At 70.8% G+C, this 24,187-nt stretch carries 22 protein-coding genes and 2 pseudogenes; 2 read left to right on the top strand and 22 right to left on the bottom strand.

The features are described 5' to 3' along the window. Window positions 1-31: 31 nt before the first annotated feature. On the bottom strand, window positions 32-955 hold the full coding sequence (gene rpsB, locus AC07DO_RS33895) for a 30S ribosomal protein S2 (protein WP_479065239.1): 924 nt from the start codon (window positions 953-955) through the stop codon (window positions 32-34). Between the two features lie 403 nt (window positions 956-1,358). Here rpsB and AC07DO_RS33890 point away from each other — a divergent pair, with 403 nt between their 5' ends. Further along, window positions 1,359-1,994, top strand: coding sequence for a peptidoglycan DD-metalloendopeptidase family protein (locus AC07DO_RS33890; protein WP_479065237.1), 636 nt, complete (start codon window positions 1,359-1,361; stop codon window positions 1,992-1,994). Here AC07DO_RS33890 and AC07DO_RS33885 read toward each other — a convergent pair. From AC07DO_RS33885 to proS, 18 genes and pseudogenes are all read right to left on the bottom strand, one after another. Further along, a complete protein-coding gene (locus AC07DO_RS33885) occupies window positions 1,948-2,505 on the bottom strand; it encodes a TetR/AcrR family transcriptional regulator (RefSeq protein WP_479065423.1) in 558 nt (185 codons plus the stop codon). The genes AC07DO_RS33890 and AC07DO_RS33885 overlap by 47 nt on opposite strands. Before the next feature lie 105 nt (window positions 2,506-2,610). Next, the gene (whiG, locus tag AC07DO_RS33880; RefSeq protein WP_479065235.1) at window positions 2,611-3,453 is read right to left on the bottom strand and encodes an RNA polymerase sigma factor WhiG; all 843 of its coding nucleotides are present in this window, start codon (window positions 3,451-3,453) and stop codon (window positions 2,611-2,613) included. Window positions 3,454-3,823: 370 nt separating this feature from the next. Beyond that, window positions 3,824-5,026 (bottom strand): DNA-processing protein DprA, encoded by a 1,203-nt coding sequence (gene dprA / locus AC07DO_RS33875; RefSeq protein ID WP_479065233.1) that lies wholly within the window; start codon window positions 5,024-5,026, stop codon window positions 3,824-3,826. Next, window positions 5,023-6,642, bottom strand: coding sequence for a YifB family Mg chelatase-like AAA ATPase (locus AC07DO_RS33870; protein ID WP_479065231.1), 1,620 nt, complete (start codon window positions 6,640-6,642; stop codon window positions 5,023-5,025). The genes dprA and AC07DO_RS33870 overlap by 4 nt, the downstream gene beginning before the upstream one ends. Further along, entirely contained in the window at window positions 6,642-7,046 is a 405-nt protein-coding gene (locus tag AC07DO_RS33865) for a YraN family protein (RefSeq protein WP_479065229.1), read from the bottom strand. Before AC07DO_RS33865 ends, AC07DO_RS33870 begins: the two co-directional genes overlap by 1 nt. A gap of 121 nt (window positions 7,047-7,167) precedes the next feature. After that, on the bottom strand, window positions 7,168-7,476 hold the full coding sequence (locus tag AC07DO_RS33860; protein ID WP_055510545.1) for a DUF2469 domain-containing protein: 309 nt from the start codon (window positions 7,474-7,476) through the stop codon (window positions 7,168-7,170). Window positions 7,477-7,531: 55 nt separating this feature from the next. Next, complete coding sequence (locus tag AC07DO_RS33855) at window positions 7,532-8,020, bottom strand: NUDIX hydrolase (protein WP_479065227.1); 489 nt, start codon at window positions 8,018-8,020, stop codon at window positions 7,532-7,534. Continuing rightward, window positions 8,010-8,768 carry a signal peptidase I gene (gene lepB, locus AC07DO_RS33850; RefSeq protein ID WP_479065225.1) on the bottom strand — a complete coding sequence of 253 codons (759 nt, stop codon included), beginning with the start codon at window positions 8,766-8,768 and terminating at the stop codon, window positions 8,010-8,012. Before lepB (AC07DO_RS33850) ends, AC07DO_RS33855 begins: the two co-directional genes overlap by 11 nt. Before the next feature lie 80 nt (window positions 8,769-8,848). Next, window positions 8,849-9,703, bottom strand: a complete 855-nt coding sequence (gene lepB / locus AC07DO_RS33845) for a signal peptidase I (protein ID WP_479065223.1) — start codon at window positions 9,701-9,703, stop codon at window positions 8,849-8,851. A gap of 4 nt (window positions 9,704-9,707) precedes the next feature. Continuing rightward, complete coding sequence (gene lepB / locus AC07DO_RS33840) at window positions 9,708-10,793, bottom strand: signal peptidase I (RefSeq protein ID WP_479065221.1); 1,086 nt, start codon at window positions 10,791-10,793, stop codon at window positions 9,708-9,710. Then, entirely contained in the window at window positions 10,786-11,508 is a 723-nt protein-coding gene (gene lepB / locus AC07DO_RS33835) for a signal peptidase I (RefSeq protein WP_479065219.1), read from the bottom strand. Before lepB (AC07DO_RS33835) ends, lepB (AC07DO_RS33840) begins: the two co-directional genes overlap by 8 nt. Before the next feature lie 45 nt (window positions 11,509-11,553). Next, entirely contained in the window at window positions 11,554-11,904 is a 351-nt protein-coding gene (gene rplS / locus AC07DO_RS33830; protein WP_479065217.1) for a 50S ribosomal protein L19, read from the bottom strand. A 131-nt stretch (window positions 11,905-12,035) separates the two neighbouring features. Continuing rightward, window positions 12,036-12,857, bottom strand: a complete 822-nt coding sequence (trmD, locus tag AC07DO_RS33825) for a tRNA (guanosine(37)-N1)-methyltransferase TrmD (RefSeq protein WP_479065215.1) — start codon at window positions 12,855-12,857, stop codon at window positions 12,036-12,038. Beyond that, complete coding sequence (rimM, locus tag AC07DO_RS33820) at window positions 12,857-13,399, bottom strand: ribosome maturation factor RimM (RefSeq protein WP_150215964.1); 543 nt, start codon at window positions 13,397-13,399, stop codon at window positions 12,857-12,859. Before rimM ends, trmD begins: the two co-directional genes overlap by 1 nt. A 110-nt stretch (window positions 13,400-13,509) precedes the next feature. Beyond that, entirely contained in the window at window positions 13,510-13,749 is a 240-nt protein-coding gene (locus AC07DO_RS33815) for an RNA-binding protein (RefSeq protein WP_014176063.1), read from the bottom strand. Window positions 13,750-13,751: 2 nt separating this feature from the next. Continuing rightward, window positions 13,752-14,189: a 30S ribosomal protein S16 gene (gene rpsP / locus AC07DO_RS33810; RefSeq protein ID WP_150186450.1), complete on the bottom strand. Its 438-nt coding sequence runs from the start codon at window positions 14,187-14,189 to the stop codon at window positions 13,752-13,754. A gap of 190 nt (window positions 14,190-14,379) precedes the next feature. Further along, window positions 14,380-14,976 carry a hypothetical protein gene (locus AC07DO_RS33805; RefSeq protein ID WP_479065209.1) on the bottom strand — a complete coding sequence of 199 codons (597 nt, stop codon included), beginning with the start codon at window positions 14,974-14,976 and terminating at the stop codon, window positions 14,380-14,382. Window positions 14,977-15,238: 262 nt separating this feature from the next. Then, window positions 15,239-16,669, bottom strand: a pseudogene (gene proS / locus AC07DO_RS33800) (proline--tRNA ligase). 216 nt (window positions 16,670-16,885) lie between these two features. On the opposite strand from proS, the gene AC07DO_RS33795 reads away from it, so the two are divergent. Further along, the gene (locus AC07DO_RS33795; RefSeq protein ID WP_479065208.1) at window positions 16,886-17,746 is read left to right on the top strand and encodes a class I SAM-dependent methyltransferase; all 861 of its coding nucleotides are present in this window, start codon (window positions 16,886-16,888) and stop codon (window positions 17,744-17,746) included. Window positions 17,747-17,838: 92 nt separating this feature from the next. On the opposite strand, the pseudogene ftsH reads toward AC07DO_RS33795, so the two are convergent. The 3 genes and pseudogenes from ftsH to AC07DO_RS33780 form a co-directional block, all read right to left on the bottom strand. After that, window positions 17,839-19,774: pseudogene (gene ftsH / locus AC07DO_RS33790) on the bottom strand (ATP-dependent zinc metalloprotease FtsH). A 163-nt stretch (window positions 19,775-19,937) separates the two neighbouring features. Continuing rightward, window positions 19,938-21,491: a signal recognition particle protein gene (gene ffh / locus AC07DO_RS33785; RefSeq protein ID WP_479065206.1), complete on the bottom strand. Its 1,554-nt coding sequence runs from the start codon at window positions 21,489-21,491 to the stop codon at window positions 19,938-19,940. 170 nt (window positions 21,492-21,661) lie between these two features. Next, window positions 21,662-24,130, bottom strand: coding sequence for a [protein-PII] uridylyltransferase (locus AC07DO_RS33780; protein ID WP_479065204.1), 2,469 nt, complete (start codon window positions 24,128-24,130; stop codon window positions 21,662-21,664). Window positions 24,131-24,187 lie beyond the last annotated feature (57 nt).

Here is a 24,187-nt window from a genome sequence, read left to right as displayed (position 1 = left end):
GCCCCCGCCGTCAACAACCGAACCTGGGAGGTCAGGCCTGCTCGGCGTCCGCGGCCGCGGCGGGGGCGTCGGCCTGCTCGGCGTCGGCAGCCTTCTCCGTCTCGGCGGACTTCTGAACCTCGGCCTCGGCCTCGGTCTCGGCCTCAGCCTCGGCGGCCTTGGGCTCCTCGGCCTTCTTCTCGCCCTCGAGCAGGTCGCGCTCCCACTCGGCGAGCGGCTCGCCGGCGGCCTTCTCGCCCGGCTTCGAGTCACCGGTGGCGACGCCGGAACGGGCGATGAGGCCCTCGGCGACGGCGTCGGCGATCACGCGGGTGAGCAGGGTGACGGAGCGGATCGCGTCGTCGTTGCCCGGGATCTTGTAGTCGACCTCGTCGGGGTCGCAGTTGGTGTCGAGGATGGCGACGACCGGGATGTTGAGCTTCCGGGCCTCGCCGACCGCGATGTGCTCCTTCTTGGTGTCCACGATCCAGACGGCGCTGGGCACCTTCTGCATCTCGCGGATACCACCGAGGGTCTTCTCCAGCTTGGCCTTCTCGCGCGAGAGCACGAGAAGCTCCTTCTTGGTCAGACCGGAAGCGGCGACGTCCTCGAAGTCGATCTGCTCGAGCTCCTTGAGGCGCTGCAGACGCTTGTAGACGGTCGAGAAGTTGGTGAGCATGCCGCCCAGCCAGCGCTGGTTGACGTAGGGCATGCCGACGCGGGTGGCCTGCTCCGCGATGGCCTCCTGCGCCTGCTTCTTCGTGCCGACGAACATGACCGTGCCGCCGTGGGCGACGGTCTCCTTGACGAACTCGTAGGCGCGGTCGATGTACGACAGCGACTGGAGCAGGTCGATGATGTAGATGCCGTTGCGCTCCGTGAAGATGAAGCGCTTCATCTTCGGGTTCCAACGACGGGTCTGGTGACCGAAGTGGACGCCGCTCTCCAGCAGCTCCCGCATCGTGACGACGGCCATGGCCGTTCTCCTTGAGAATCTCGGTTGTGCCGCGTGTGCCGGACGGCACTCGCGCCTGACGCCCGCTGTGCGCCTTGCCACTAGGGACCGAGGGGCGCTGACACCGGCTTTTTCATGGCCTGGTGTCGGGGCGTGCGAAGTCGACCCGGTGACCCGGATCGCCAAAAGAAGTGTACGGGACCCGCGGGGTGGCAGGTGACGCCGCTTCCCTTGACCGGGTGAGGACACTTTTCCTGCCGGGTGGTCGCGCCTCACCTGACAGGTGGTGGCGCTGCCCCTGCACCGGTGGAGGCGCTTGAGGCGCTTCCCCTGCGCGGGTGACGCGGTTGTCCACAGGCGACAGGTCGTCCACAGAAAAGGTCCATGATCCCCGCGGGCGGGCCCGGCGCGGGACCGTTCTCGCATGCGCCCGGAACTGCTGCTGCCCACGCTGGCGGCCCTGCTCGTGACCTTTCTGACTCCGCCCTCGGCTCCGGCCCCCGTGGCCTCGACCTGGCCGGTCGGCACCCGTCCCCCGGTCGTACGCGGCTGGAGCCCACCGGCGACCGCGTACGGCGCGGGTCACCGGGGTGTGGACCTGGCCGCCGCCCCGGGCTCCCCGGTGCGCGCGGTGGCGCCGGGCCGTGTCTCGTTCGCGGGCCGGGTGGCGGGCCGGGGTGTGGTCTCGGTGGAGCTGGACGGCACGGGGGATCCGCCGCTGCGCACGACGTACGAACCGGTGCGGGCGACGGTGAAGAAGGGCGACACGGTCACCGCGGGCGTTTCGGTGGGCTTCCTGGAGCGCCCGACGGGCCACTGCCCGACGAGTTGCCTCCACTGGGGCCTGCTCAGAGCGCAGGCCTACCTGAACCCGCTGGCACTCCTGCCACCGTGGCTGCTGCACCACGGCCCGTCCCGCCTGCTGCCCCTGTGCGACCCCCGGCCGGGCCACACACGGCCATCGCTGTACGGACCTCTCGCACGGCCGTCGGCACACGCCCACGCGCCAGGGCTCAGCCCCGGACGCCCCGCAGGGCCATGGCCACGGCTGCCTCCGTGATGGCTTGCGGCTGCTCCGCCACCCCGAGCTCGATGCGCCGCACCGCGGCGTCCACGATGCCCTGCAGCAGCATCGCCGCCATCCGGGGCTGCTCGTGTCCCAGCTCTTCGAGGGCCTCCACGATCATCGCGATCAGGCCACCGTGCGCGGCGCGGATCTTCTCCCGCGCCCCGGCGTCCAGCTCGCTCGCGGAGATGGCGACCACGGCGCGGTGCCGCCGGTCCCCGACCAGCGCCAGCTGGCGTCGTACGTACGCCTCCACCTTGCCCTCGGCCGACTCCTCGCACTCCATCGCCGCCGAGACCTCCGCCGCCCAGACGGGGAAGTCGACCTCGCACAGCTCTTCGACCACGGCTGCCCGCGACCGGAAGTACTCGTACACGGACGACCGGGCGAGACCGGTGCGCTCGGCGAGTGCGGGGAAGGTCAGTGCCTCCGTACCGCCTTCGGACAGCAGGGAACGCGCGGCGTCCAGCAGGGCGCCGCGCTGCATCGACCGGTGCTCGGCCACGGAGGCCGCTCGAATCCTTGGCACAGCTCCACTTTACGGACGGGACGCCGCGCGCGGGAGCCGCTCCCGCGCGCACGCTCTCGGGCAGGGACGATTCAGCGATGCTCAGCGCCCAAAACTCGCCAGCTTCGCGCGCAGCTGCAACACGGATTTGGTGTGGATCTGACTCACCCGGCTCTCGGTCACCCCGAGGACGTTGCCGATCTCGGCGAGCGTGAGTCCTTCGTAGTAGTAGAGCGTGACGACGGTCTTCTCACGCTCCGGCAGCGTGTTGATGGCCCGTGCGAGCAGCCTGCGCAGCTCACGGTCCTCGGCGACCTCCTCGGGGTCGTCGGCCGCGTGGTCCTCGAGCGTGTCCATCAGGCTGAGCCGGTCGCCGCCGTCGCTGCCCGCGTGGAGCAGCTCTTCGAGGGCCACGACGTTCGCCAGCGACAACTGGCTGAAAACCGCGTGCAGTTCCTCCAGCGCGATCCCCATCTCGGCGGCGACCTCGCCCTCCGACGGGGTGCGCCTCAACTGCGCCTCGAGTGTGGCGTACGCCCGCTCGACGTTGCGCGCCTTCTGCCGTACCGAACGCGGGATCCAGTCGAGCGCCCGCAGTTCGTCGATCATGGCCCCGCGGATGCGGGTGATCGCGTAGGTCTCGAACTTGATGGACCGCTCGATGTCGAACTTCTCGATCGCGTCGATGAGCCCGAACACGCCGGACGACACGAAGTCGGCCTGCTCGACATTGGGCGGCAGCCCCACGCTGACCCGGCCCGCGACGTACTTCACCAGCGGCGAGTAGTGCAGGATCAGCTGCTCCCGCAGCCGCCCGTCCCCCGTCTCCTTGTACGAGCGCCACAACTCGTCCAGCGACGAGGGCGCGGGGGGCCGCTCCCGCTCGCCGCTACGGGCGGCGGGGGGAACCGCTGCCCGATCGGACCCTGAGGTGTGCTGGGGCATTCGTCGCCTTGAGCCGTTCTGCCGTGAACCGGGGAGGTCGTGGGGGTCGCCTGAACTGGGGAGGTCGCGTGGGTCGATGAGGTCGCGCGAGCCGGTGGAATCACCGGTGTCGCCCGCGCCGGAGCGGTGGAGAGCGTGCGTGGAGTGAATGAGGTCGTCCGTCTGTTGCCTGTCCGCGTCGGAATCTGTGTGAGCGTAGCGTGACTGAAGTGTCGCAGTGAGCGAAGAGTATGGGATCGCGCGTGCGCAGATACGTTCCGCTTGACCCCTCAACGAGTCGGCGCCGTCGCTCTGTGTGATGACTCCGGCGCATCAACTGCACGATTTCCCAAGGTCGTCGGGGGTCATCCGTCCGGCGGAACACGCTCGGTCACGATTCCCCTCCATCGGCGAAGACGGACAGAAACGCCTGGCGTGTCAACTGCCAGCCGTCGCCGTGTCGTTCGACGAACCCCAACGACTGAAGTTCGTACAGCCGCCCGACCGCGTCGTCCTCGGTGGTGCCCGCACCGATCGCGATGTCCCGCGCCACCGCGAGCCCTCGCGCGGGCAGGGCGGCGAGGACGCGCCGGACCCCGGAAGCGAGCAGGTCACGCGGCACGACGGGCCCCCGCCGGGCCGGGGCGAGCTCTCCCATGTCACCGACCAGCTCGACGACTTCGGAGGCGTCGGTGACGAGGACTCCGTCACCCCTCAGCAGCTCGTGCACCCCGGCCGACAGGCCGCTGGTCGCGGGCCCCGGCACCCCCATGACGAAGCGACCCAGCTCCTGGGCTCCGCGCGCCGTGGCGAGCGCCCCGCTGCGGTACGCGGCCTCGACCACCACCGTTCCCCTGGTCAGCGCCGCGATCACCCTGTTCCGCAGAATGAACCGGCTCGGCGTCGGATGGTCCCCCGGCGGCAACTCACCGACCACGAGGCCCTGTTCCGCGATGCGCCCGATCAGCTCGGCGTGCCCGCGCGGATAGGGCCGGTCGACCCCGCAGGCAAGGACGGCCACGGTTGCACCGCCGGCGCCGAGCGCCCCTCGGTGTGCGGCGCCGTCCACGCCGTACGCCCCTCCGGAGATCACGACCCAGCCGCGCTCCGCGAGCCCCGCGGCGAGCTCGGCCGCCATGTGCGCGCCGTACCCCGAACAGGCCCGAGAGCCGACGACCGCCACCGACCGCAGCCCCCACATCCGCAGGGAGGGCCGCCCCCGCACCCAGAGCCCGACCGGACGCGCGTCCCCCAGGTCGTCCAGGGTGAGCGGCCACTCCGCGTCCCCCGGACACACGAACCTCCCCCCGACATCCCGCGCCGCCGCCAGATCCCGCTCCGGGCGCACCGCGGCGGCCCGCACCCGCAGCCCGTCCCACCGCCGCGCGGTCACCCCGGGCAGCCGCGCCTCTTCCTCCGTCCCGGTGAGGCGCCGCATCACCTCGCCCGGCCCGATCTCGCGCAGCCACCGCCCGCCGACCGCGTCCCCCGGTTCGAGGACCCGCGTCAGCGCGACGCGGGCCAGCCGCTCCCCGTCCGAGGGCGGACCCGACGGCGGACCCGATGACGAATCCGGCGGCGCATCGGGGTTCATGAGGACGCCCCGATGACCATCGGTACGCCCCGGGCGATTCCCGTGCGCAGTTGCAGCGCGAGGGCGACGTCCTGCGCGAGGGGCCGGTCGTGCCCCGCGAGGTCGGCGACGGTCCAGGCGACCCGCAGCACACGGTCCAGCCCCCGGGCCGTAAGGAAGCCGCGCTCGAGATCGATTTCGGCCGCCTGCAGCGCGCCCGGCGCCGCGGGCCAGCGCGTGCGCAGGGCGTGTCCCGCGACCTCGCTGTTGGTCCGCCATCCGGTGCCGGCGAGACGAGCGGCGGCTCTCTCGCGCGCGGCACGCACTCGGTCGGCGACGGTCCGGGTGGACTCCCCCGGCGTGCCGTACCCGGCCAGCTCGGAGCGGGTGACGGCCTCCACCTCGACCTTCAGGTCGACCCGGTCGAGCAGCGGCCCCGAGAGGCGGGCCTGATAGCGGCGGATGACGGAAGCGGGGCATTCACAGCCGTCGCCCAGCAGCGTGTGCCGGCCGCACGGGCAGGGATTCGCCGCGAGCACCATGAGGAACTTCGCGGGCAGCCGCACCACTCCCGCGCTGCGCGCGATGACCACATGCCCCGATTCCAGGGGCTGCCGCAGGGAATCCAGGGTCTTACCGCTGAACTCGGGCGCCTCGTCCAGAAAAAGCACCCCGCGATGAGCGAGGGAGACCGCGCCCGGCCGGGCGATTCCCTTGCCGCCGCCCACGAGCGACTGCATGGTCGCGGAGTGGTGGGGCGCGCAGTACGGCGCGATGTCCACCAGCGGTCTGCCCGGGGGCAGCATGCCCGCCACCGAGTGGACCGCCGTCACTTCCAGGGACTCCTCCCGCGTCAGCCGGGGCAGAACCGCCGGGAGCCGTTCCGCGAGCATGGTCTTCCCCGCGCCGGGTGGCCCTTGCAGGAAGAGATGGTGCGCGCCCGCCGCGGCCACTTCGACGGCTGTCCTGGCCGCCACCTGCCCGACGACATCGGCCAGGTCGAGCGCGTGGGCGTCGTCCGGACCGCCGCTGAGCCCCGTACCGACCCCCGTGCCCGGTACGCAGAGCCCGGCGAGCAGCGGATCGGGCCGCCCGGGCTCGTCCGTTTCCTCCTCCGGCACCGGCTCGTCGGTGAGCACGGCGATGAGCTGCCGCAGGCTGCGCACCCCGAGGACCGAGATGCCCGGCACCAGCGATGCCTCGGCGGCGGTGCACTCCGGGACGACCACCTGTTCGTACCCCGCGTCGGCCGCCGCGAGCACCGCGGGCAGTACCCCGAGGACCGGGCGCACCCGGCCGTCGAGTCCGAGCTCCCCGATCATCACGATGTCGGCGAGGACCCGGGGATCGATCCGCTCGGCCGCCCCGAGGACGGCGCAGGCGACGGCCAGGTCGAAGCCACTGCCGCCTTTGGGCACCGACGCCGGGCTCAGCCCGACCGTGAGCTTCTTCTGCGGCCACTCACCCCCGGAGTTGACCACGGCCGCCCTGACCCGGTCGCGGCTCTCGGTGAGGCTCTTGTCCGGCAGCCCCACCAGCGTGAAGGCCGCGACTCCGGGCTCCAGGTCGGCCTGCACCTCGACGACCACGCCCTCGACGCCGACCAGCGCCACCGAACACGTACGCGCGAATCCCATCAGGCCACCCCCCGCGCGTGCTCGACCACGGGGCCGCCGCGCCGCGGGATCAGGACTCCGACCAGGTCGATGCGGACGCCGCCCGGCGGTGGGCCACCGCGCTCCTCGATCCAGCGCTCGGCGAGCCTTCGCAGCCGCTCCGCCTTGGTCCGGCCGACGGCCGCCATCGGATGTTCGAAGGGAGGGGAGCCCGGGCCCCCTCTGCGCGTCTTGACCTCGCAGACGACGAGAGCCTCGCCGTCCATGGCCACGATGTCGATCTCACCGGTCCTGCCCGCGCGCCAATTGCGCTCCAGAACCGTCATCCCCGCGTCGATCAGCCGCCGTGCGGCCAGATCTTCGCCGTACCTGCCGAGTGCTCCCCGTGCGTTCATGTCGGCACCACCTCCGACATCCACCGTCACGGTTCAGCCCGCACCTATTGGATCTTGGTGCATTACTCGCCGGTTGTGGATAACCCCACCACTCCGCCGAGTAAATTCAGCTGGGCGGAGCCAGGGGCGCAGCGAGCGGGGACAGCCGCGCTCAGCTGCTCGGCAGCTCCAGATCGCTCTTGTTGAGCTCCTCGATGTTCACGTCCTTGAACGTGAGCACGCGCACCTGTTTGACGAACCGGGCGGGCCGGTACATGTCCCACACCCAGGCATCCGCCATGGAGACCTCGAAAAACACCTCACCCTGAACGGAGTGCACTTGCATCTCGTAGTCATTGGTGAGGTAGAAGCGGCGTTCGGTCTCGATCACGTATTTGAACAGCCCGACGACATCGCGGTACTCCCGGTAGAGCTTCAGCTCCATCTCGGTCTCGTACTTCTCGAGGTCCTCGGCACTCATGGCATGTTCCCCTTCAGCCGTGCGTCCCCCTATTGTGCGTCAGCCCCGCGAGCCCCTACACGATTTCCGTGTCGAGGATCTCGGGCCTTTCCGGGGGCCCCTCGTCGAGCAGTCTGCGAAGCAGCTCGGCGAGCCTGGTCGGATACACCGTCTCATGAGCCTCGGTCAGTTCTCGGCACGTCCACCAACGTGCTCCGTCGACGCTGCGTCTTTCCAGCTCCGTGAGGCCCTCCGCGGCGATCGTGGTCTGCGACGTACGGGCCAGGTAGTACCACTCGTCCTGGTCCCAGCGCCGCCCCGCGAAGGGGAACGAACAGACGCGCTGCCACAGGACAGGGCCGAGTTCCACCTCGGTGATGCCGGTCTCCTCCCGCAGCTCGCGCAGGGCCGCCTGTTCGCGCGTCTCGTCGCCCTCCACCCCGCCGCCCGGCGTGAACCACCAGTCGTCCGACGCGTTCCCCGGCTCGAAGCCGTGCATCAGCAGAATGCGGTCGCTCGGGTCGAGCAGGATCACCCGGGCGACCCTGCGCAGGTCAGCCGACACCGGCGGTCTCCTGCGCACCACTGCCGGCGCGGCGGCGGCCCGTGCGCCTGGCCACAGGACCGTAGGCCGCGCCACCCAGGACGAGGACCATGCCCGCCACGACGGCGATCACCATCAGGCGCAGGGGGCCCGGCTCGGAGGTGCCGCCCGGCATGGCCGCGAAGCCGTCGGGCCGCTCCAGCATGCCGAACCTCTCCATCGGCCAGGCCACCGCGTCGACCCGCGCCTTCACGGCCTTCCTCGACACCGTGCCGTTCTCCCCGTCGGTCAGGTGCGCGGTGGAGTCCAGCGATCCGCTGCGCTCGTCACCGAGCAGGAACAGGCGCCCCTTGGGGACCGTCGTCGCGGGGATGCGGGTGGCCACGGCGGCCTCGCCCTGATCCAGGAGATACGGTTCTGCGACGTCCTTGCCGTTGACGGTCAGCTTGCCGTTGCTGCAGCAGGCGATCCTGTCGCCGCCGATGCCGACGACGCGCTTCACCATGGGCAGGTCGCCCCACGTGGACTGCTCGAAGACGACGACGTCGCCACGGCGCACCTCGTCGCCGTCGATCCGCTGCGCGAGCACACGGTCACCGGAGCCGATCGTCGGCGCCATCGACCCGGTGGGGACGGTGTACGGCTGGTACAGGATCGCGCCCCAGACGAACCCTCCGAGGAAGAGCACACAGCCGAGGGCCACGGCGACACCCGACAGCACGCTGCCGAGCCGTCCGTGGCCCTCGTTCGTACGTTGTGTCCTGCTCATCCCAGTGCTCCCCCATCTCGGAGACGACCTCGCCGCCCGTGCGTACGGACGGCGGAAGATCGGCGATCTGGGACGGCACCCTACCCGGCGGTACTGCCGCCAGAAACCCTCGCGCCACGCGCGGCAGCCACCGTGAGACGGCGCCTGCGCCACAGCACGAGCGGCACGGCACCCGCGAGTCCGAGGACGCCCGGCGCCGCGCTGGAGAGCGCGTTGATGCCCGGCTGGTCGAAGGTGTCCGGCTTGGGCAGCGTCGCCCAGCGGGTGGGCGGCCAGGCGATCACGATGGCGCGGCCCACGACGTTGTCCACGGGGACGGCGCCGCCGCCGGGCTGCTTCTGGTGGTAGCGGGAGTCCAGCGAGTTCTGCCGGTGGTCACCCATGACCCAGATTTTGCCCTGGGGAACCTTGATCTTGAACTGGCCGCCCTGGTCGTCGACGCTGCAGGGGGTGTTGCCCGCGAAGACGTAGGGCTCGTTCAGCGCCTTGCCGTTGACCTTCACCGGGCCGGTGCCCTTGCACTCCACCGTGTCGCCCGCGACGCCGATGACGCGCTTGATGAGGTCCTTCTCGTCGGCGGACGGCATCAGGCCGACCCAGCCGAGGACCCGCTGAATCGCGTTCGGGTCGGGCGTGGGCTCTCCGTCCAGCCAGTGGCCGGGGTCCCTGAAGACGACGACCTCGCCGCGCTCGGGCTCGGAACCGAACCACGGCGTCAGCTTGTCGACGAGGACGCGGTCGCCCTGCTGCAGCGTGTTCTGCATCGAGTCCGACGGGATCGAGAACGCCTGGACCAGGAACGTCTTGATGAGCAGCGCCAGGACCAGGGCGATACCGATGAGGAGCGGCAGCTCCTTCCAGAAGGAGCGGGGCTTCTTCCTCGGCTGCTCGGGATCCTGTTCGCGCGTCGCGCCACCGTCGCCGCCGTCGCCCACGGCGTCACTCCCGGGGGTCGTACCGTCCGCGACGGGGTCGACGCCCGGCTCGTCGGATCGTCCCGGCCGATCTTCGGGCCCCTCGTGTCCGGATCGTGCGCCGACCGCCAAATCCCCCACATCCACTCCTCAGTCCGTGCCGCCGCCTGCCCCAGATGCGATGCAGGCCCACCACTCCCATAACGAGCGGGAGTTCCGCAGGGGTCGGGAGCCGGATCAATCCATATCGATCGTCAGGGGCCAGCCTATGCGACGCTCCTGTGGCGATGTCCGATCCCACACGCGCGTCGGGAACTGACGCATATGTGTCCGGTGCCTCCAGCTTGCGCCAGTGCCCGAAGGGCCATGCGATGACGACGGCACGTCCGACGACCTGGTCCTCGGCGATCGTGCCGCTGAACTTCTCGGTGCGGTGGAAGCGGGAGTCGGCCGAGTCGCTCCTGTGGTCGCCCATCATGAAGAGGCGGCCTTCGGGGACCTTCACCTGGAACTCGAAGGCGGAGGGCTTGTCCCCCGGGTTGATGTAGGGCTCGTCGAGCGGCACGCCGTTGACGGTGACCTTGTCGTTCTTGTCGCAGCACTTCACGGTGTCGCCGCCGACGCCGATCACTCTCTTGATGAGGTCGCGTTCGCTGTCGGAGGGCAGCAGGCCGATCTGGGTCAGGCCTTCCTTGACCTGCTTGACGACCACGGGGTCGTGCTTCTTCTTGCCCTGTTCCTCTTCGAGCCAGCTGCCGGGGTCCTTGAAGACGACGACGTCGCCGCGCTCCGGCTTCGAGCCGAACCAGGGGGTGAGCTTGTCGACCAGGACGCGGTCGCCGACCCGGATCGTCTGCTCCATGGAGCCCGACGGGATCACGAAGGCCTGCACCAGGAAGGTCTTCAGGACGAGGGCTATGAGCAGCGCCACACCTATGAGGAGGGGTATCTCCTTGATCGCCGAACGACGCCTGCGCCGTTTGACCTTCCTCGCGAGCTTGCGCCGCTCGGCCCGGCCCGGCAGGGCGGGGCCGTCGGTAGGCCGGGACCCCGTGGGCAGCCGGGTGTCGACGCGGTGGCCGGCGCCGCGGGTGCGTCCGCGGCTACCCATGCGCGCCGCCCGGTGCAGGCACGCGCGCGTAGCTGTCGGGGCGCTCCAGGGACGTCCAGCGGCCGATGGGCCAGGCGATCCAGTCGGCCCTGCCGATGACCGCGTCGACGGGGATCATGCCGCCGCCGGGCTCTCCGAGATGGTCGCGGGAGTCGCGGGAGTCACTGCGGTGGTCGCCGAGGAGGAAAAGGCTGTCCTCGGGGACGACGACGTCGAAGGGCACCTTGGAGGCGGTATCTCCCGGGTACAGGTACGGCTCGTCGATCGGCTCGCCGTTCACCTGGACCCTCCCCCGCTTGTCGCAGCAGACCACCCGGTCTCCGCCCGTGCCGACGACCCGCTTGATGTAGTCGGCTGCTCCGAAGTAACCGCTTCCGTCAAAGACGACCGCGTCGCCCCGTCGCGGCTCGGAACCGAAACGGTACGCCAACTTGTTGACGAGTACCCGGTCCCCGGAGCGGAATGCGGGCTCCATGGAGCCGCTCGGGATCTGGAAGGGCTGCACCACGAAGGCACTGACCAGGAGCAGGGCGCCCATGCACAGCAGGAACGACAGAGTGAACCCGCCTCCGGGCACGCGGTCGACGAGCGACGCAAAAACGGAGCGCGACCGTTCCTCCGTCTCCTCGGACGCTTCGGCGACGTCTGGGACGTCTCCGGAGTCGGAGGGTGGGGAGGAGCGGTCGCGCTCCGTGTGCTGCGCTTCGGTGTCCATCGGGGCCAGATGCTATCCGGCCCCGCTGTGGACCCGCGCGGGAGCTCAGCTCTCGCGCTTCTCCTTGATCTTCGCGGCCTTGCCGCGCAGGTCACGGAGGTAGTACAGCTTCGCGCGACGCACGTCACCGCGGGTGACGAGCTCGATCTTCTCGACGATCGGGGTGTGCACCGGGAAGGTGCGCTCGACGCCGACGGAGAAGGAGACCTTGCGGACCGTGAAGGTCTCGCGCACGCCGGCACCCTGGCGGCGGATGACTACGCCCTTGAACTGCTGCACACGGGAGCGGTTGCCCTCGATGACGCGGACGTGGACGTTGACGGTGTCGCCCGGGCGGAAGGCCGGGAGGTCGCTGCGCAGCGACGCGCTGTCGACGGAGTCGAGCAGGTTAGCCATGATCGTCTGCTTTCTTCACTGATGCCACAGGTCATCAGCGGAATGTGGTGATGAGGTTTCGGTAGCTGATCGCGTCGGGCGGGCGTCGTTCCCCCTGTGGCAGGGGCGCACGCTGGACGTACAGCAGCGGCCTATTCTTCCACGGCCTCGGGGTCTCGCCCAAATCGGCCGTCCGGCCCCGGCCGCCACCCCAGGATCGAGAGCATCTCGCGGTCCTTCTTGTCGAAGGCCTTGGGGTCGCAACGCTCAATGAGATCGGGCCTGTTGCGGGTCGTGCGCCGGAGCGCCTCGTCCCGCCGCCAGCGGGCGATCTTGCCGTGGTGTCCGCTGAGGAGGACGTCGGGGATGCCGTGCCCGCGCCACTGGGGAGGCTTGGTGTACACCGGGCCTTCCAGGAGGTTGGCCATGGCTCCGGGGGCGAAGGAGTCGTCCTGGTGGGATTCGGCGTTGCCGAGGACGCCGGGCAGGAGCCGGGCCACGGCCTCGGTGACGACCAGGACGGCGGCTTCACCGCCCGCGAGGACGTAGTCGCCGATGGAGACTTCGTAGACGGGCATGCGGGTCGCGTACTCGTCCGTGACGCGGCGGTCGATGCCTTCGTAGCGTGCGGGCGTGAAGACCAGCCAGGGGCGCTCGGAGAGCTCCACGGCCAGCTCCTGGGTGAAGGGGCGGCCGCTGGGCGTGGGGACGACCAGGACGGGCCCGTGGGCCCCGTTCTCGTACCCGTCGGCGAGCACGTCGTCGAGGGCCGCACCCCAGGGGTCGGTCTTCATGACCATGCCGGGGCCGCCGCCGTAGGGGGTGTCGTCGACCGTGTTGTGCCGGTCGTACGTCCACTCCCTGAGGTCGTGCACCTGGACGTCGAGCTGTCCACGCGCGCGTGCCTTGCCCACGAGGGAGACGTTCAGGGGGTCCAGGTACTCGGGGAAGATCGTGACGACGTCGAGCCGCATTACGCCTCGTCCCGGGTGGACGCGATCTCCGCGCGGTCGTCGATCAGCCCGGGCGGCGGGTCGATGACGGCCTTCTGCTCCTCCAGGTCGATCTCGACGACGATCTCCTGGACGAAGGGGATCATCACCTCGCTGCCGTCGGGCCGCTCCACGATGAAGAGGTCCTGCGAGGGCAGGTGCGAGATCTCGGTGATCCGGCCGATCTCCTCGCCGTCCTGGGTGACGACGTCGAGGTCCATGAGCTGGTGGTCGTAGAACTCGTCCTCTTCCTCGGGGAGCTCTTCGGGGTCCACCTCGGCGATGAGGAGGGTGTTGCGCAGCGCCTCGGCGCCCGTGCGGTCGCGCACGCCCTCGAAGCGCAGGAGGAGGCGGCCGCTGTGCACCCGGCCGGACTCGATGGTCAGCGGCCCCGTGGCGGCGGGGTCGGTGGCGAGCACGGCGCCGGGGCCGAGCCGCAGCTCCGGCTCGTCGGTGCGGACCTCGACGGTGACCTCACCCTTGATGCCGTGGGCACGGCCGATACGGGCGACTACCAACTGCACTGCGTTTCTCCTCATCCAACGACTACGGGCCGGGGAAGGTCCTGGAGCCCTCCCCGGCCCGAGCCGGTGCTGCTGTGGTTCTACGAACCCATCGGTCCTGGGAACCCGGTTCAGCGAACCTGGTCCACGTCGACGAGGTCGACGCGGACGCCACGGCCGCCGATTGCGCCCACGACGGTGCGCAGAGCGCGCGCGGTGCGGCCGTTGCGGCCGATCACCTTGCCGAGGTCGTCGGGGTGGACCCGGACCTCGAGGACGCGCCCGCGGCGCAGATTGCGCGAGGCGACCTGCACGTCGTCGGGGTTGTCGACGATGCCCTTCACGAGGTGCTCGAGAGCCTCCTCGAGCATGCTCAGGCCTCGGTGGACTCGGTGGACGCGGCCTCGGCCTCGTCCGCCTTCTTGTCCGACTTCTTGGCCTTCTGGGTGATGGCCTCACCCTTGGCGTCGTCGCCCTCGAGACCCTTGGTGAAGGCCTCGAACGCAGCGCGCTTGTCCTTGGGCTCGGCAACCTTCAGCGGCGCCGGGGCGGGCAGACCCTTGTGCTTCTGCCAGTCGCCGGTGAGCTTCAGGATGGCCATGACCGGCTCGGTCGGCTGGGCGCCGACGGACAGCCAGTACTGGGCACGCTCCGAGTTGACCTCGATGCGCGACGGGTTCTGCACCGGGTGGTACAGACCGATCTCCTCGATGGCCCGGCCGTCACGGCGGGTACGGGAGTCGGCGACGACGATGCGGTAGTGAGGCGAACGGATCTTGCCCAGACGCTTCAGCTTGATCTTGACTGCCACGGGAGTGGTGTCTCCTGGTCTTGACGTGGGTGGGCACAACGTGGATGCCGCGTGGGGTTGCGGTACTCGAGTGCCCGATGGACGCGTCAGCCGGAGGAGAGAGGGGTCCTGTGCGACTGTCGAGTACAGCTAGCCATTGTGCCATACGTCGGCGGGGCGCCCGCACCCGGTCCGGGCGCCCCGATCCAGCTCAGCCCACGCCCACCACGACCCCTTCCGGGATCCGGAAGGGCTTGCCGCAGCCGCCGCACATGATCGGCGCCTGCGCGAGGACGGAGGGCACGACGCGGACGTTGCGCCCGCAGTCGCAGACGGCCTTGACGCGCACGCCTCCGCCGGAGGAGCCGTGCCGCGCGGCCGGCCCCCGGAAGCTGCGCGCGGTGTCCGCCGTCGTCGCCGCGGTGTGTGCCTTCAGGGCCCGCTGGAGCCGCTCGATCGTCGGGCGGTAGCGCTTCTTTGCGTCCGGGTTGAGCGTGACCAGTGAGAAGCCGCTGCTGGGATGTGGCTCCTCGGGGTGGTCCAGGCCCAGCTCCTCGGCGATCGCGAGGAATCTGCGGTTGTGGTATCGGCCGGCACGTGAGGTGTCGCGTACGCCGCGCGAGGCGGCGATGCCATGGACTGCCTCGTGAAGCAGTCGCTCGAAGGAGAGCTCGGCGCCACAGGCGGACGACGACTCTCCGATCAGGGATTCGGGCGCGGCAAGGTCGGGCAGCTCGGGGTGGTGCCGCTGAATGTCGGCCCACGCCTGTGCCAGCTCTGCGGCGAGAACAGGTGGTGTCGTGCTCACGTCGTGAACAACGAGCCGGGAGCCTCGGGGGTTCCATTCCGGGGCATCCCAAATAATTTGCACGTACCCGTCAGTTGCCGTTGATGCGTCCGGACGAGGGCGGGTGCGCTGATCTGCGGAGAAGCCTCACAGCTCACACCAAGCCGGTACGTAGTGGCGCGTACGCCCCGGCGCGTAGATCGAGTCCTCGCGCCGGGGCTCGTGTTGCCTGGGCAGGCGTGCGAGCCGAGATCGAGCGCGGCCGTACCGGAGGCGCCCTCCCCTAGTAGGAGCGGGCGACGAGAGCGACGTTACCCGGGGTCTCGTCGGCGTCCGGCACCGCCCCGTCCTCCGTGACCAGACACCGTACGGTCACGGAGTGCTCGGCCAGCCTGGCCTCGCCTTCTTCGCCGAGGGCGGCCCACGGGACACGCGCCCAGCCGCCGGCGGCCGTCACCTCCACGGCCTCGTCGACCGTGCGGACGTCCGAGGTGCGGGACTCGCGGCGGGCGCGGGCCTGGGTCAGGAGCAGCGCCTGGTCCTCTTCGAGGACCGTGGGCAGCAGGGCGGCGAGGGCGTCGACGGCGACCGGCTCCTTGCTGCCGGGGCTGTGCTTGCCCAGGATGCGGCGGACCAGCATGGCGGTGCCGTTCTCCAGGTCGCGCGGGCCGACCTCGACGCGTACGGGGACTCCCTTGAGCTCCCAGTCCACGGCGCGCCTGCCGAAGGGGGTGTCCGTGCGGTCGTCGACCTGGACGCGGATGCCGGCGGCCCGCAGGGTGTCGCCGATCTCGTGGACCTCGGCGAGTACGGCGTCGTCGCCCTTGATGGCGAGGACGACGACCTGGACGGGGGCGAGACGGGGCGGTACGCGCAGGCCGTCGTCGTCGCCGTGCATCATCGCCAGCGCGCCGATCATGCGGGTCGTGCTGCCCCAGGAGGTCTGCCAGACGAGCTCCCGCGTGCCGTCCTTGGACAGGTACCGGGTGTCGAAGGCCTTGGCGAAGTTCTGGCCGAGCTCGTGGCTGGTGCCGAGCTGGAGCGCCTTGCCGTCGGCCATCATGCCTTCGAGGGTGAGGGTGTTGATGGCGCCCGCGAAGCGCTCCTTGGCGGTCTTGCGGCCCAGGACGAAGTCCATGGCGAGGACGTCGCGCATGAAGTCTCCGTAGACGTGGCGGTGGATGCGGGCGGCGAAGTCGCGGGCCTCCTCGTACGTCGCGTGGGCGGTGTGGCCCTCCTACCACAGGAACTCCGACGTCCGCAGGAACAGGCGCGGGCGCATCTCCCATCGCACCACGTTGGCCCACTGGTTGATCAGCAGCGGCAGGTCGCGGTAGCTCTGCACCCACTTGGAGAAGTACTCGTTGACGATCGTCTCCGACGTGGGGCGGACGACGACCGGCTCCTCCAGCTCCTTGCCGCCGCCGTGCGTGACGACGGCGAGTTCCGGGGCGAAGCCTTCGACGTGCTCCGCCTCCCTCGTGAGGTACGACTGCGGGATGAGGAGGGGGAAGTACGCGTTCTGCGTGCCCGTCTCCTTGATGCGGGCGTCCATCTCCTGCCGCATCCGTTCCCACAACCCGTAGCCGTACGGTCGGATCACCATGGTGCCGCGCACCGGGCCGTTGTCGGCCAGCTCGGCCTTGTTGATCAGGTCCTGGTACCAGCGCGGAAAGTCTTCCGCCTGGGGCGTGAGCACGGGTGTTTTGGCCATGGCGCGCATGGTAGAGGCGGGCCTGCGGAGAGTGCGCGGGTTTATCTCCGGGGGGCGCACGACGGTGGAACGCAAGCATTGGCCCACAACCTCTGGACTCCACGACGGATGCGCAGTTCTCTGGCATACGGGGGGAGTGCGAGCGCACTGCACGGGGGCGGACGAACCGTTGGATTACGTCACGGCACTAACTCTCGGCTGATTGGGGCGCATTCGATGACACCAACACTCGTGCAGTCGCACCATCCCCGCACGGGCGCGGCGCCCCGTGTGGACCCGGGTGCACGCGCGCGTGACTGGGCGGAGATCCAGGAACGAATGCTGGTCCCGCTCTATGAAGCGGTGTACGAACGGCTCGACGTGGGGAACGGCACCCGGCTGCTCGGCCTCGGCTGTGGCTCCGGACTGGCTCTGCTGATGGCGGCCTCACGGGGTGCCGCGGTCACCGGCGTCGACCCCTCGCAGCCCGAACGCCTTGCTCTCGCGCGTGAACGTCTGCTGCCGGAGTCGACGGGTGACGCACGCGCGCGTGCCGCCGCCCGGCTGGTGGAAGGCGGTCCCGCGGACACGGCGGACCCGGGCCTGCCCACGTACAACCTCGTCACGGCGTTCCAGCCGATCGGCTGTATGGCGGGCGACTCCGAAGGGCTCTCCGACCTCCTGGCGGCGGCGACTCCGCTGGCCGGGCACGGTACGCCGGTGGTGCTCGCCGGCTGGGGCCCTCCGGAGCGTTGCGCGAGCTCTTCGGTCCTGAAGGTGGCGACGAAGCTCTCGGACCCGCTCCGGAGCACGGGCACCTGGCGCCCCGCGCTCCGCGACGACCTGGAGGTGGTCGCCCACCGGGCGGGGTTGAAGCCGGACGGGTCGGGCCGGGTCGCGTGCCCCTTCGGGTACGCGGACGTGGAGAGCGCCGCACGCGGGCTGCTCTCGACGGGGCTGTTCGACGCTGCGGTGCGAGTGACGGATCAGTCTCAGGTCGACAAGGAGTTGACGGAGGCGTTGCATCCGCATCGGCGCGCGGACGGGACGGTGTGGATGCCGAACGTCTTCCGGTACTTGATCGCGCGTACGCCTTAGAGGGCGTCTTCGTAGGTGCCCTTTCCGAAGAAGGGGGCTTCTCCGCGTAGGAGGCCTCTCCATAGGAGACCTCTCCGTAGGAGGGGCGTACGTCAGCCGGCCTTGGTCATCCGCGTGATGCCGGCGATCCGGTACGCGTCCGCCTCCTCCAGCGTCTCGTTCTCCAGCAGCGCGGCGGACAGGGCGTCCAGCTGGTCGCGGTGGTCGCGCAGTTGGCGGCAGGCGCTCTCGTAGCACTCGTCCACGATGCGGCGCATCTCGCGGTCGATCGTGTCGAGGGTCTCCGGGGCGGCCGCCAGACCGTACGCCTGCTGGGCGTCGTTCGGCAGGGCGGAGAGGCGGCCGACGCGTTCGCTCATGCCCCAGCGGGCGACCATGCCGCGGGCGATGTTGGTGACCTGCTCCAGGTCGTTCTCCGCGCCGGTGGTGACGACTCCGTAGACAACGTGTTCGGCGGCCATGCCTCCCAGGGCACCGATGATGCGCCCCCGGAGGTACTCCTCCGTGTAGGCGTATTTGTCGGAGTCCGGGGTCGAGAGCGTGACGCCCAGCGCGCGCCCGCGCGGCACGATCGTGATCTTGCGGACGGGGTCGGCGCCGGGCTGGAGCATGCCGAGCAGGGCGTGTCCGCTCTCGTGGTAGGCCGTGCGCCTGCGCTCGTCCTCGGGCATCACCAGCGGCCGTTCGGCGCCGAGCTGCACCTTTTCCATAGCTTCGGAGAGGTCGGACTGCGTGACCGTGCGCTGCTTGCGCTTGACGGCGATGAGGGCGGCCTCGTTGGCGAGGTTGGCGAGTTCGGCGCCGGTCATGCCCGGTGTCGTACGGGCGACCTGGGCGAGGTCGACGTCGTCGGCCAGCGGGATGGGCCTCGTATGGATCCTGAGGATGGCCTCGCGTCCGCCGCGGTCGGGAGGCGAGACGTTGACGACCCGGTCGAACCGGCCGGGCCTGGTGAGGGCGGGGTCGAGGATGTCGGCCCGGTTGGTGGCGGCGAGCACGATCACCCCTTCCGCGCCCGAGAAGCCGTCCATCTCGGTGAGGATCTGGTTGAGCGTCTGCTCGCGCTCGTCGTGCCCGCCCATGCCGCTGCCGCCGCCTCTGGCGCGTCCGATGGTGTCGATCTCGTCGATGAAGATGATGGACGGCGCGACCTTGCGGGCCTCGGTGAAGAGTTCCCGTACACGCGAGGCGCCGACGCCCACGATCATCTCGATGAACTCCGATGCGGAGGCCGAGAAGAAGGGCACGCCCGCCTCGCCGGCGACGGCGCGTGCGAGCAGGGTCTTGCCGGTGCCGGGCGGGCCCGCGAGGAGCACGCCGCGCGGCATCTTGGCGCCCATCTCGCGGTAGGCGCCGGGGTTCTTCAGGAAGTCGACGACGTCGTTGAGCTCGCCCTCGACCTCGTCGATGCCCGCCACGTCCTCGAAGGTGGTCCGCTTCGCCCCCGGCTCCAGCTCGACGGGCTTGGGCGGCGTCTTGCGGCCGAGCATGCCGCCACCGCCCCCCCATGCCCGCGCTCATGCGCCGGGCGATGAAGATCCACAGCACGACGAGCAGGAGCATCGGCGCGAGCGAGATGAGGAGGTTCGACAGGAAGCTGCGTTCCTGTACGACGGGCTCCGCGGTGACGGTGACCTTGTGCTTGGTCAGGTCGTCCCAGAGCTTGTCGTCGGCGAAGGCGGGCCGCTGGGTGGTGAACTTGGTGTACTTCCCCTTGTCGCCGTCCGGCCTCGGCTGCTCCTTCTTGAGCTGCCCCTGGATCGCGTCGCCCTTGGAGTAGATCTTCGTGACGTTGCCGGAGTCGACCTGCTTGCTGAACTCCGTGTACGAGATGGTCGGCTCGTCCCCGTCGTTGAAGAAGGAGAGCACGAGGTTGGCGATGAGGTAGACGATCAGGGCCGTCAGGACGAGACCGCCCCAGCCGCCCGGCATCTTCTTCTTCGGCGGCGGTGCGGGGTCGGGCGAGGGCGCGCCCTCGGAGCGCCACGGCTTGTCGGGCGCCCGGTCCGGCGGCACGGGGTTGCTCATATCCGGACGTTACGACACAAACCAGCCCCAGGCACCCGCTCTCCCTCGCGGGACACCACCCGGAGACACCCTCGGAGACGCCTCCTGGAGAACGCCTCCGGAAAACGCTCGGGGCGCCCCTCTCCAGAGGAGCGCCCCGAGCGACATACAGCGAAGTCCGGGCTCAGCCCATGAACTTCTTGAACTCGTCCGGCAGCTCGAAGTCCTTGCCCGGCTGCGCACCCGGCATCCCGAAGGCGGAGCCCGCCTGGTTCGCGGCCTCGCGGCGCGCGGCGGCCTCCTGCTCCTCCTGCTTGCGCTTCATCGGGTTGCCCGACTTGCGCTTGCCCTTGGCCTGCTTCTGCTTCTTCTTCTGCTTGCCGGCGCCGCCGCCCATGCCCGGCATCCCGGGCATACCCGGCATGCCGCCGCCCTGGGCCATGCGGGACATCATCTTCCGCGCCTCGAAGAACCGCTCGACGAGGTTCTTCACCGCGCTGACGTCGACACCGGAGCCCTTGGCGATACGGGCACGGCGCGAGCCGTTGATGAGCGTCGGCTCCTGACGCTCGGCGGGCGTCATCGACTTGATGATGGCGGCGGTGCGGTCGACGTCGCGCTCGTCGAGGTTGTTGATCTGGTCCTTGATCTGCCCCATGCCGGGCATCATCCCGAGCAGCTTGCTGATGCTGCCCATCTTCCTGACCTGCTCCATCTGGGCCAGGAAGTCGTCCAGGGTGAAGTCCTGGCCCTTCTTGGACGCCAGCTTCGAGGCCATCTTCTCGGCCTCTTGCTGCGAGAAGGTCTGCTCGGCCTTCTCGATCAGCGTGAGCATGTCGCCCATGCCGAGGATGCGGGACGCCATGCGGTCCGGGTGGAACGCGTCGAACTCGTCCAGCTTCTCGCCGTTCGAGGCGAACATGATCTGGCGGCCCGTGACCTGCGCGATCGAGAGCGCGGCACCACCGCGGGCGTCACCGTCGAGCTTGGAGAGCACGACGCCGTCGAAGCCGACGCCGTCACGGAACGCCTCGGCCGTGTTGACCGCATCCTGACCGATCATCGCGTCGACGACGAAGAGGACCTCGTCCGGGCTGACGGCGTCGCGGATGTCCGCGGCCTGCTGCATCAGCTCCTGGTCGATGCCGAGGCGTCCCGCGGTGTCGACGATCACGACGTCGTACTGCTTCGTCCGCGCGAACTCGATGGAGTCCTTGGCGACCTGCACGGGGTCACCGACGCCGTTGCCCGGCTGCGGGGCGTACACACCGACGCCCGCGCGCTCGGCGACCACGCTCAGCTGATTGACGGCGTTGGGGCGCTGCAGGTCGCACGCCACGAGGAGCGGCGAGTGGCCCTGCCCCTTCAGCCAGAGGCCGAGCTTTCCCGCGAGGGTCGTCTTACCGGCACCCTGCAGACCGGCCAGCATGATGACGGTCGGCGCGGTCTTGGCGAACCGGAGGCGGCGCGTCTCGCCACCGAGGATGCCGACGAGCTCCTCGTTGACGATCTTGATGACCTGCTGGGCGGGGTTGAGGGCCTGGGAGACCTCGGCACCGGCCGCGCGCTCCTTGACCTGCTTGATGAAGGCGCGGACGACGGGCAGGGCCACGTCCGCCTCGAGCAGGGCGATGCGGATCTCGCGCGCCGTGGCGTCGATGTCCGCCTCGGACAGGCGGCCCTTGCCCCGGAGGTTCTTGAATGTCGCTGCGAGGCGGTCGGAGAGAGTATCGAACACGGCGGTCGCGAATCCTCGGGTCGGGGAAAGGGGGACAGGTCGCCTTCCAGAGTATCTGTCCGGGGCGGGTGCCCGGGGCGCTGGGCGGGACTTCCCCGGCGCCGTACGCTCCGCCGTCCCGCCGACGCCGTACGCTCCACCGCCCCACCGGCGACACCGCCCTCGCTCCCCTACCCCCGCAACACCCCCTCCACTTTCCGGGCCACCCCCGCGGCCGCCTCCCCCTCCAGCGGCGCCCCCTCCGCCCCTGTCACATAGAACGCGTCCACCACGTTCGCCCCCAGGGTCGACACATGGGCGCTGCGCACCGCTACCCCCGCCGCCTCGAGCGCCCGCCCGATGCGGTGCAGCAGGCCCGGGGCGTCCTGGGCCCGCACCTCGATCACCGTGGCGAGGCGCGACGCCGCCGGGGCCACCGCCACCCGGGCCGGGGGCGCCACCGTGCCCCTGCGGCGCGGGTACGCCGCCTCCCGCTCGGCGAGGCGGGCCTCGATGGCCAGCGAACCGTCCAGCACCCGCACCAGATCCGCCCGCAACCGCGCCGCCTGCGGCATCGAGCCGTACTCCGCCGCCACCCTCCAGCTCAGCAACAGCACCGAGTCCCCCGCACCGGGCCCGATGTCGGACGGCAGCGTCAGCGCCCTCAGCTCCGCCGTCCGCACGGCGAGCCGGTGCAGTGCCAGCACCCCGGCTACCGAGGACAGCACCCCCGGCCGTTCCGGGACCGCGACCACGAGCTCCACCCCGAGCGGCTCCGGCCCGTCCTCGGCGGGAACCCCGGAGTCCGCCCGCATCGAGAGCACCGGGCCGCCCGTGCGGAAAGCCTCCACCGCGAGCCGCTCCTGTTCCGCCGTCGGCGCCGCGTCCTCCGCGGCCCGTTCCTCGGGCGCCTCCCCGGACAGCACCGCCGTCACCCGCTTCACCAGGTCGGCGACCAGCGCCCCGCGCCACGCCGACCAGGCCGCGGGCCCCGTGGCCAGCGCGTCCGCCTCCGTGAGGGCGTGCAGCAGCTCCAGCGTGCCCACCGAGCCGACCGCCTCGGCGACTCCCCGTACCGTCGCGGGGTCGTCGAGGTCCCGGCGCGTGGCCGTCTCCACGAGCAGCAGGTGGTGCCGGACCAGGCGCGCGACGACCGCCACGTCGCCCGCGTCGAAGCCGATCCGTGCGGCGACGTCGCGGGCGATGGTCTCCCCGGCCGTGGAGTGGTCGCCGGGCCACCCCTTCCCGATGTCGTGCAGCAGCGCGGCCACGAGCAGCAGGTCGGGCCGCCCCACCCGCCGGGTGAGCGCGGAGGCCCGCACCGCTGTCTCGACCAGGTGCCGGTCGACCGTCCAGGTGTGGACGGCGTTGCGCTGCGGACGGCACCGGACCCGCTCCCAGTCGGGCAGGAGCCGGGTGATGAGCCCTTCTGCCTCCAGCGCCTCCCACACCTGCACGGTCGGCCGGCCCGCCCCGAGCAGCGTCACGAGCTGCTCACGCGCCTCGGCGGGCCACGGTGTGGCGAGGGGCCGCGCCGTGGCGGCGAGGCGGCGTACGGCGTGCAGGGACAGCGGGAGGCCCGCCTGCGCGGCGGCGGCCGCGGCCCGCAGGGGCAGCACGGCGTCCCGTTCGGGGCGTGCCGCGCGGGCGAGCACGGCCTCCCCCTCCTGCTCCACGACCCCCTCGGCCAGCGGCGACCGCTCGGCGGCCGATGTCCGGCCGCCGCTCCTGCCGCCGAGCATCGTCCGCAGCCGTGGCCGTGCGGCCCGGGCCCGCAGCACGCGCCCGACCTCGCGCCAGGTGACGTCGCCCGCGTAGGCGACGACGCGCGCGGCCTCGTACACCTGGCGCAGCAGCGTGTCCGCGTCGAGGAGGCCGAGTTCGGCGGCGACCTGGTCCTGTTCCTGGAGGGCGAGCCGGTCGGTGGCGCGGCCCGTCGCCAGGTGCAGTGCGTCCCGTACGTCGAGGAGGCGTCGGCGGGCCTCGTCGAGTCCCTCGCGGGGCGCGTCGGCGAGCCACGACGCGGCGACGGCGCGCAGCGCGGTGGCGTCACGCAGTCCGCCCCGCGCCTCCTTGAGGTCGGGTTCGAGCAGGTGGCCCAACTCGCCGTGGCGTTCGGCCCGTTCGTCGCAGAGCTCGCGCAGTTCGGGCAGCCGTTTGGGGGCCTGGTTGCGCCAGTCGGCGAGGACGGCCGTGCGGAGCGCTGTGGTCATGCCGAGGTCACCGGCGACGTGCCGGGCGTCGAGCAGCCCAAGGTGCGCCTTGAGGTCCTCGCCCGCGGTCTTCCGCGCTTCCGCGGGGGTGCGCACGGAGTGGTCGAGGGCGATCCCGAGGTCCCATACGGGGTACCAGAGGCGGTCGGCGAGTGTGGCGAGTTCCTTGGGGCCGGCGCTCCCGTCGTGCAGCAGGAGGAGGTCCAGGTCGCTGCGCGGCGACAGTTCGCCCCGTCCGTAGCCGCCCACGGCGATGAGCGCGGCGCCTCGCGGGGTGCCCGCGGGCCCTGCTCGGAAGAGGTCGGCCAGCCAGTCGTCCGTCAGCTCGGCGAGGGCGGAACGGCGCGGCGGCCCGGACCGCGACTCCTCGTGGAGGAGCCGCAGCCGGGCCGCCGCGTAGCCGCTGGGGCCGGAGTCTTCCGCTTCCGCTTCGGTCCGTACATCCATACTCGTCACCCGGCAGCTCCCGTTCGGTCCCGCTCAGTCCTGCTCAGTCGTCCCGTT

It is taken from the genome of Streptomyces sp. NPDC045678 (assembly GCF_056432085.1).
This window is presented reverse-complemented; position numbering and strand designations above follow the sequence as displayed.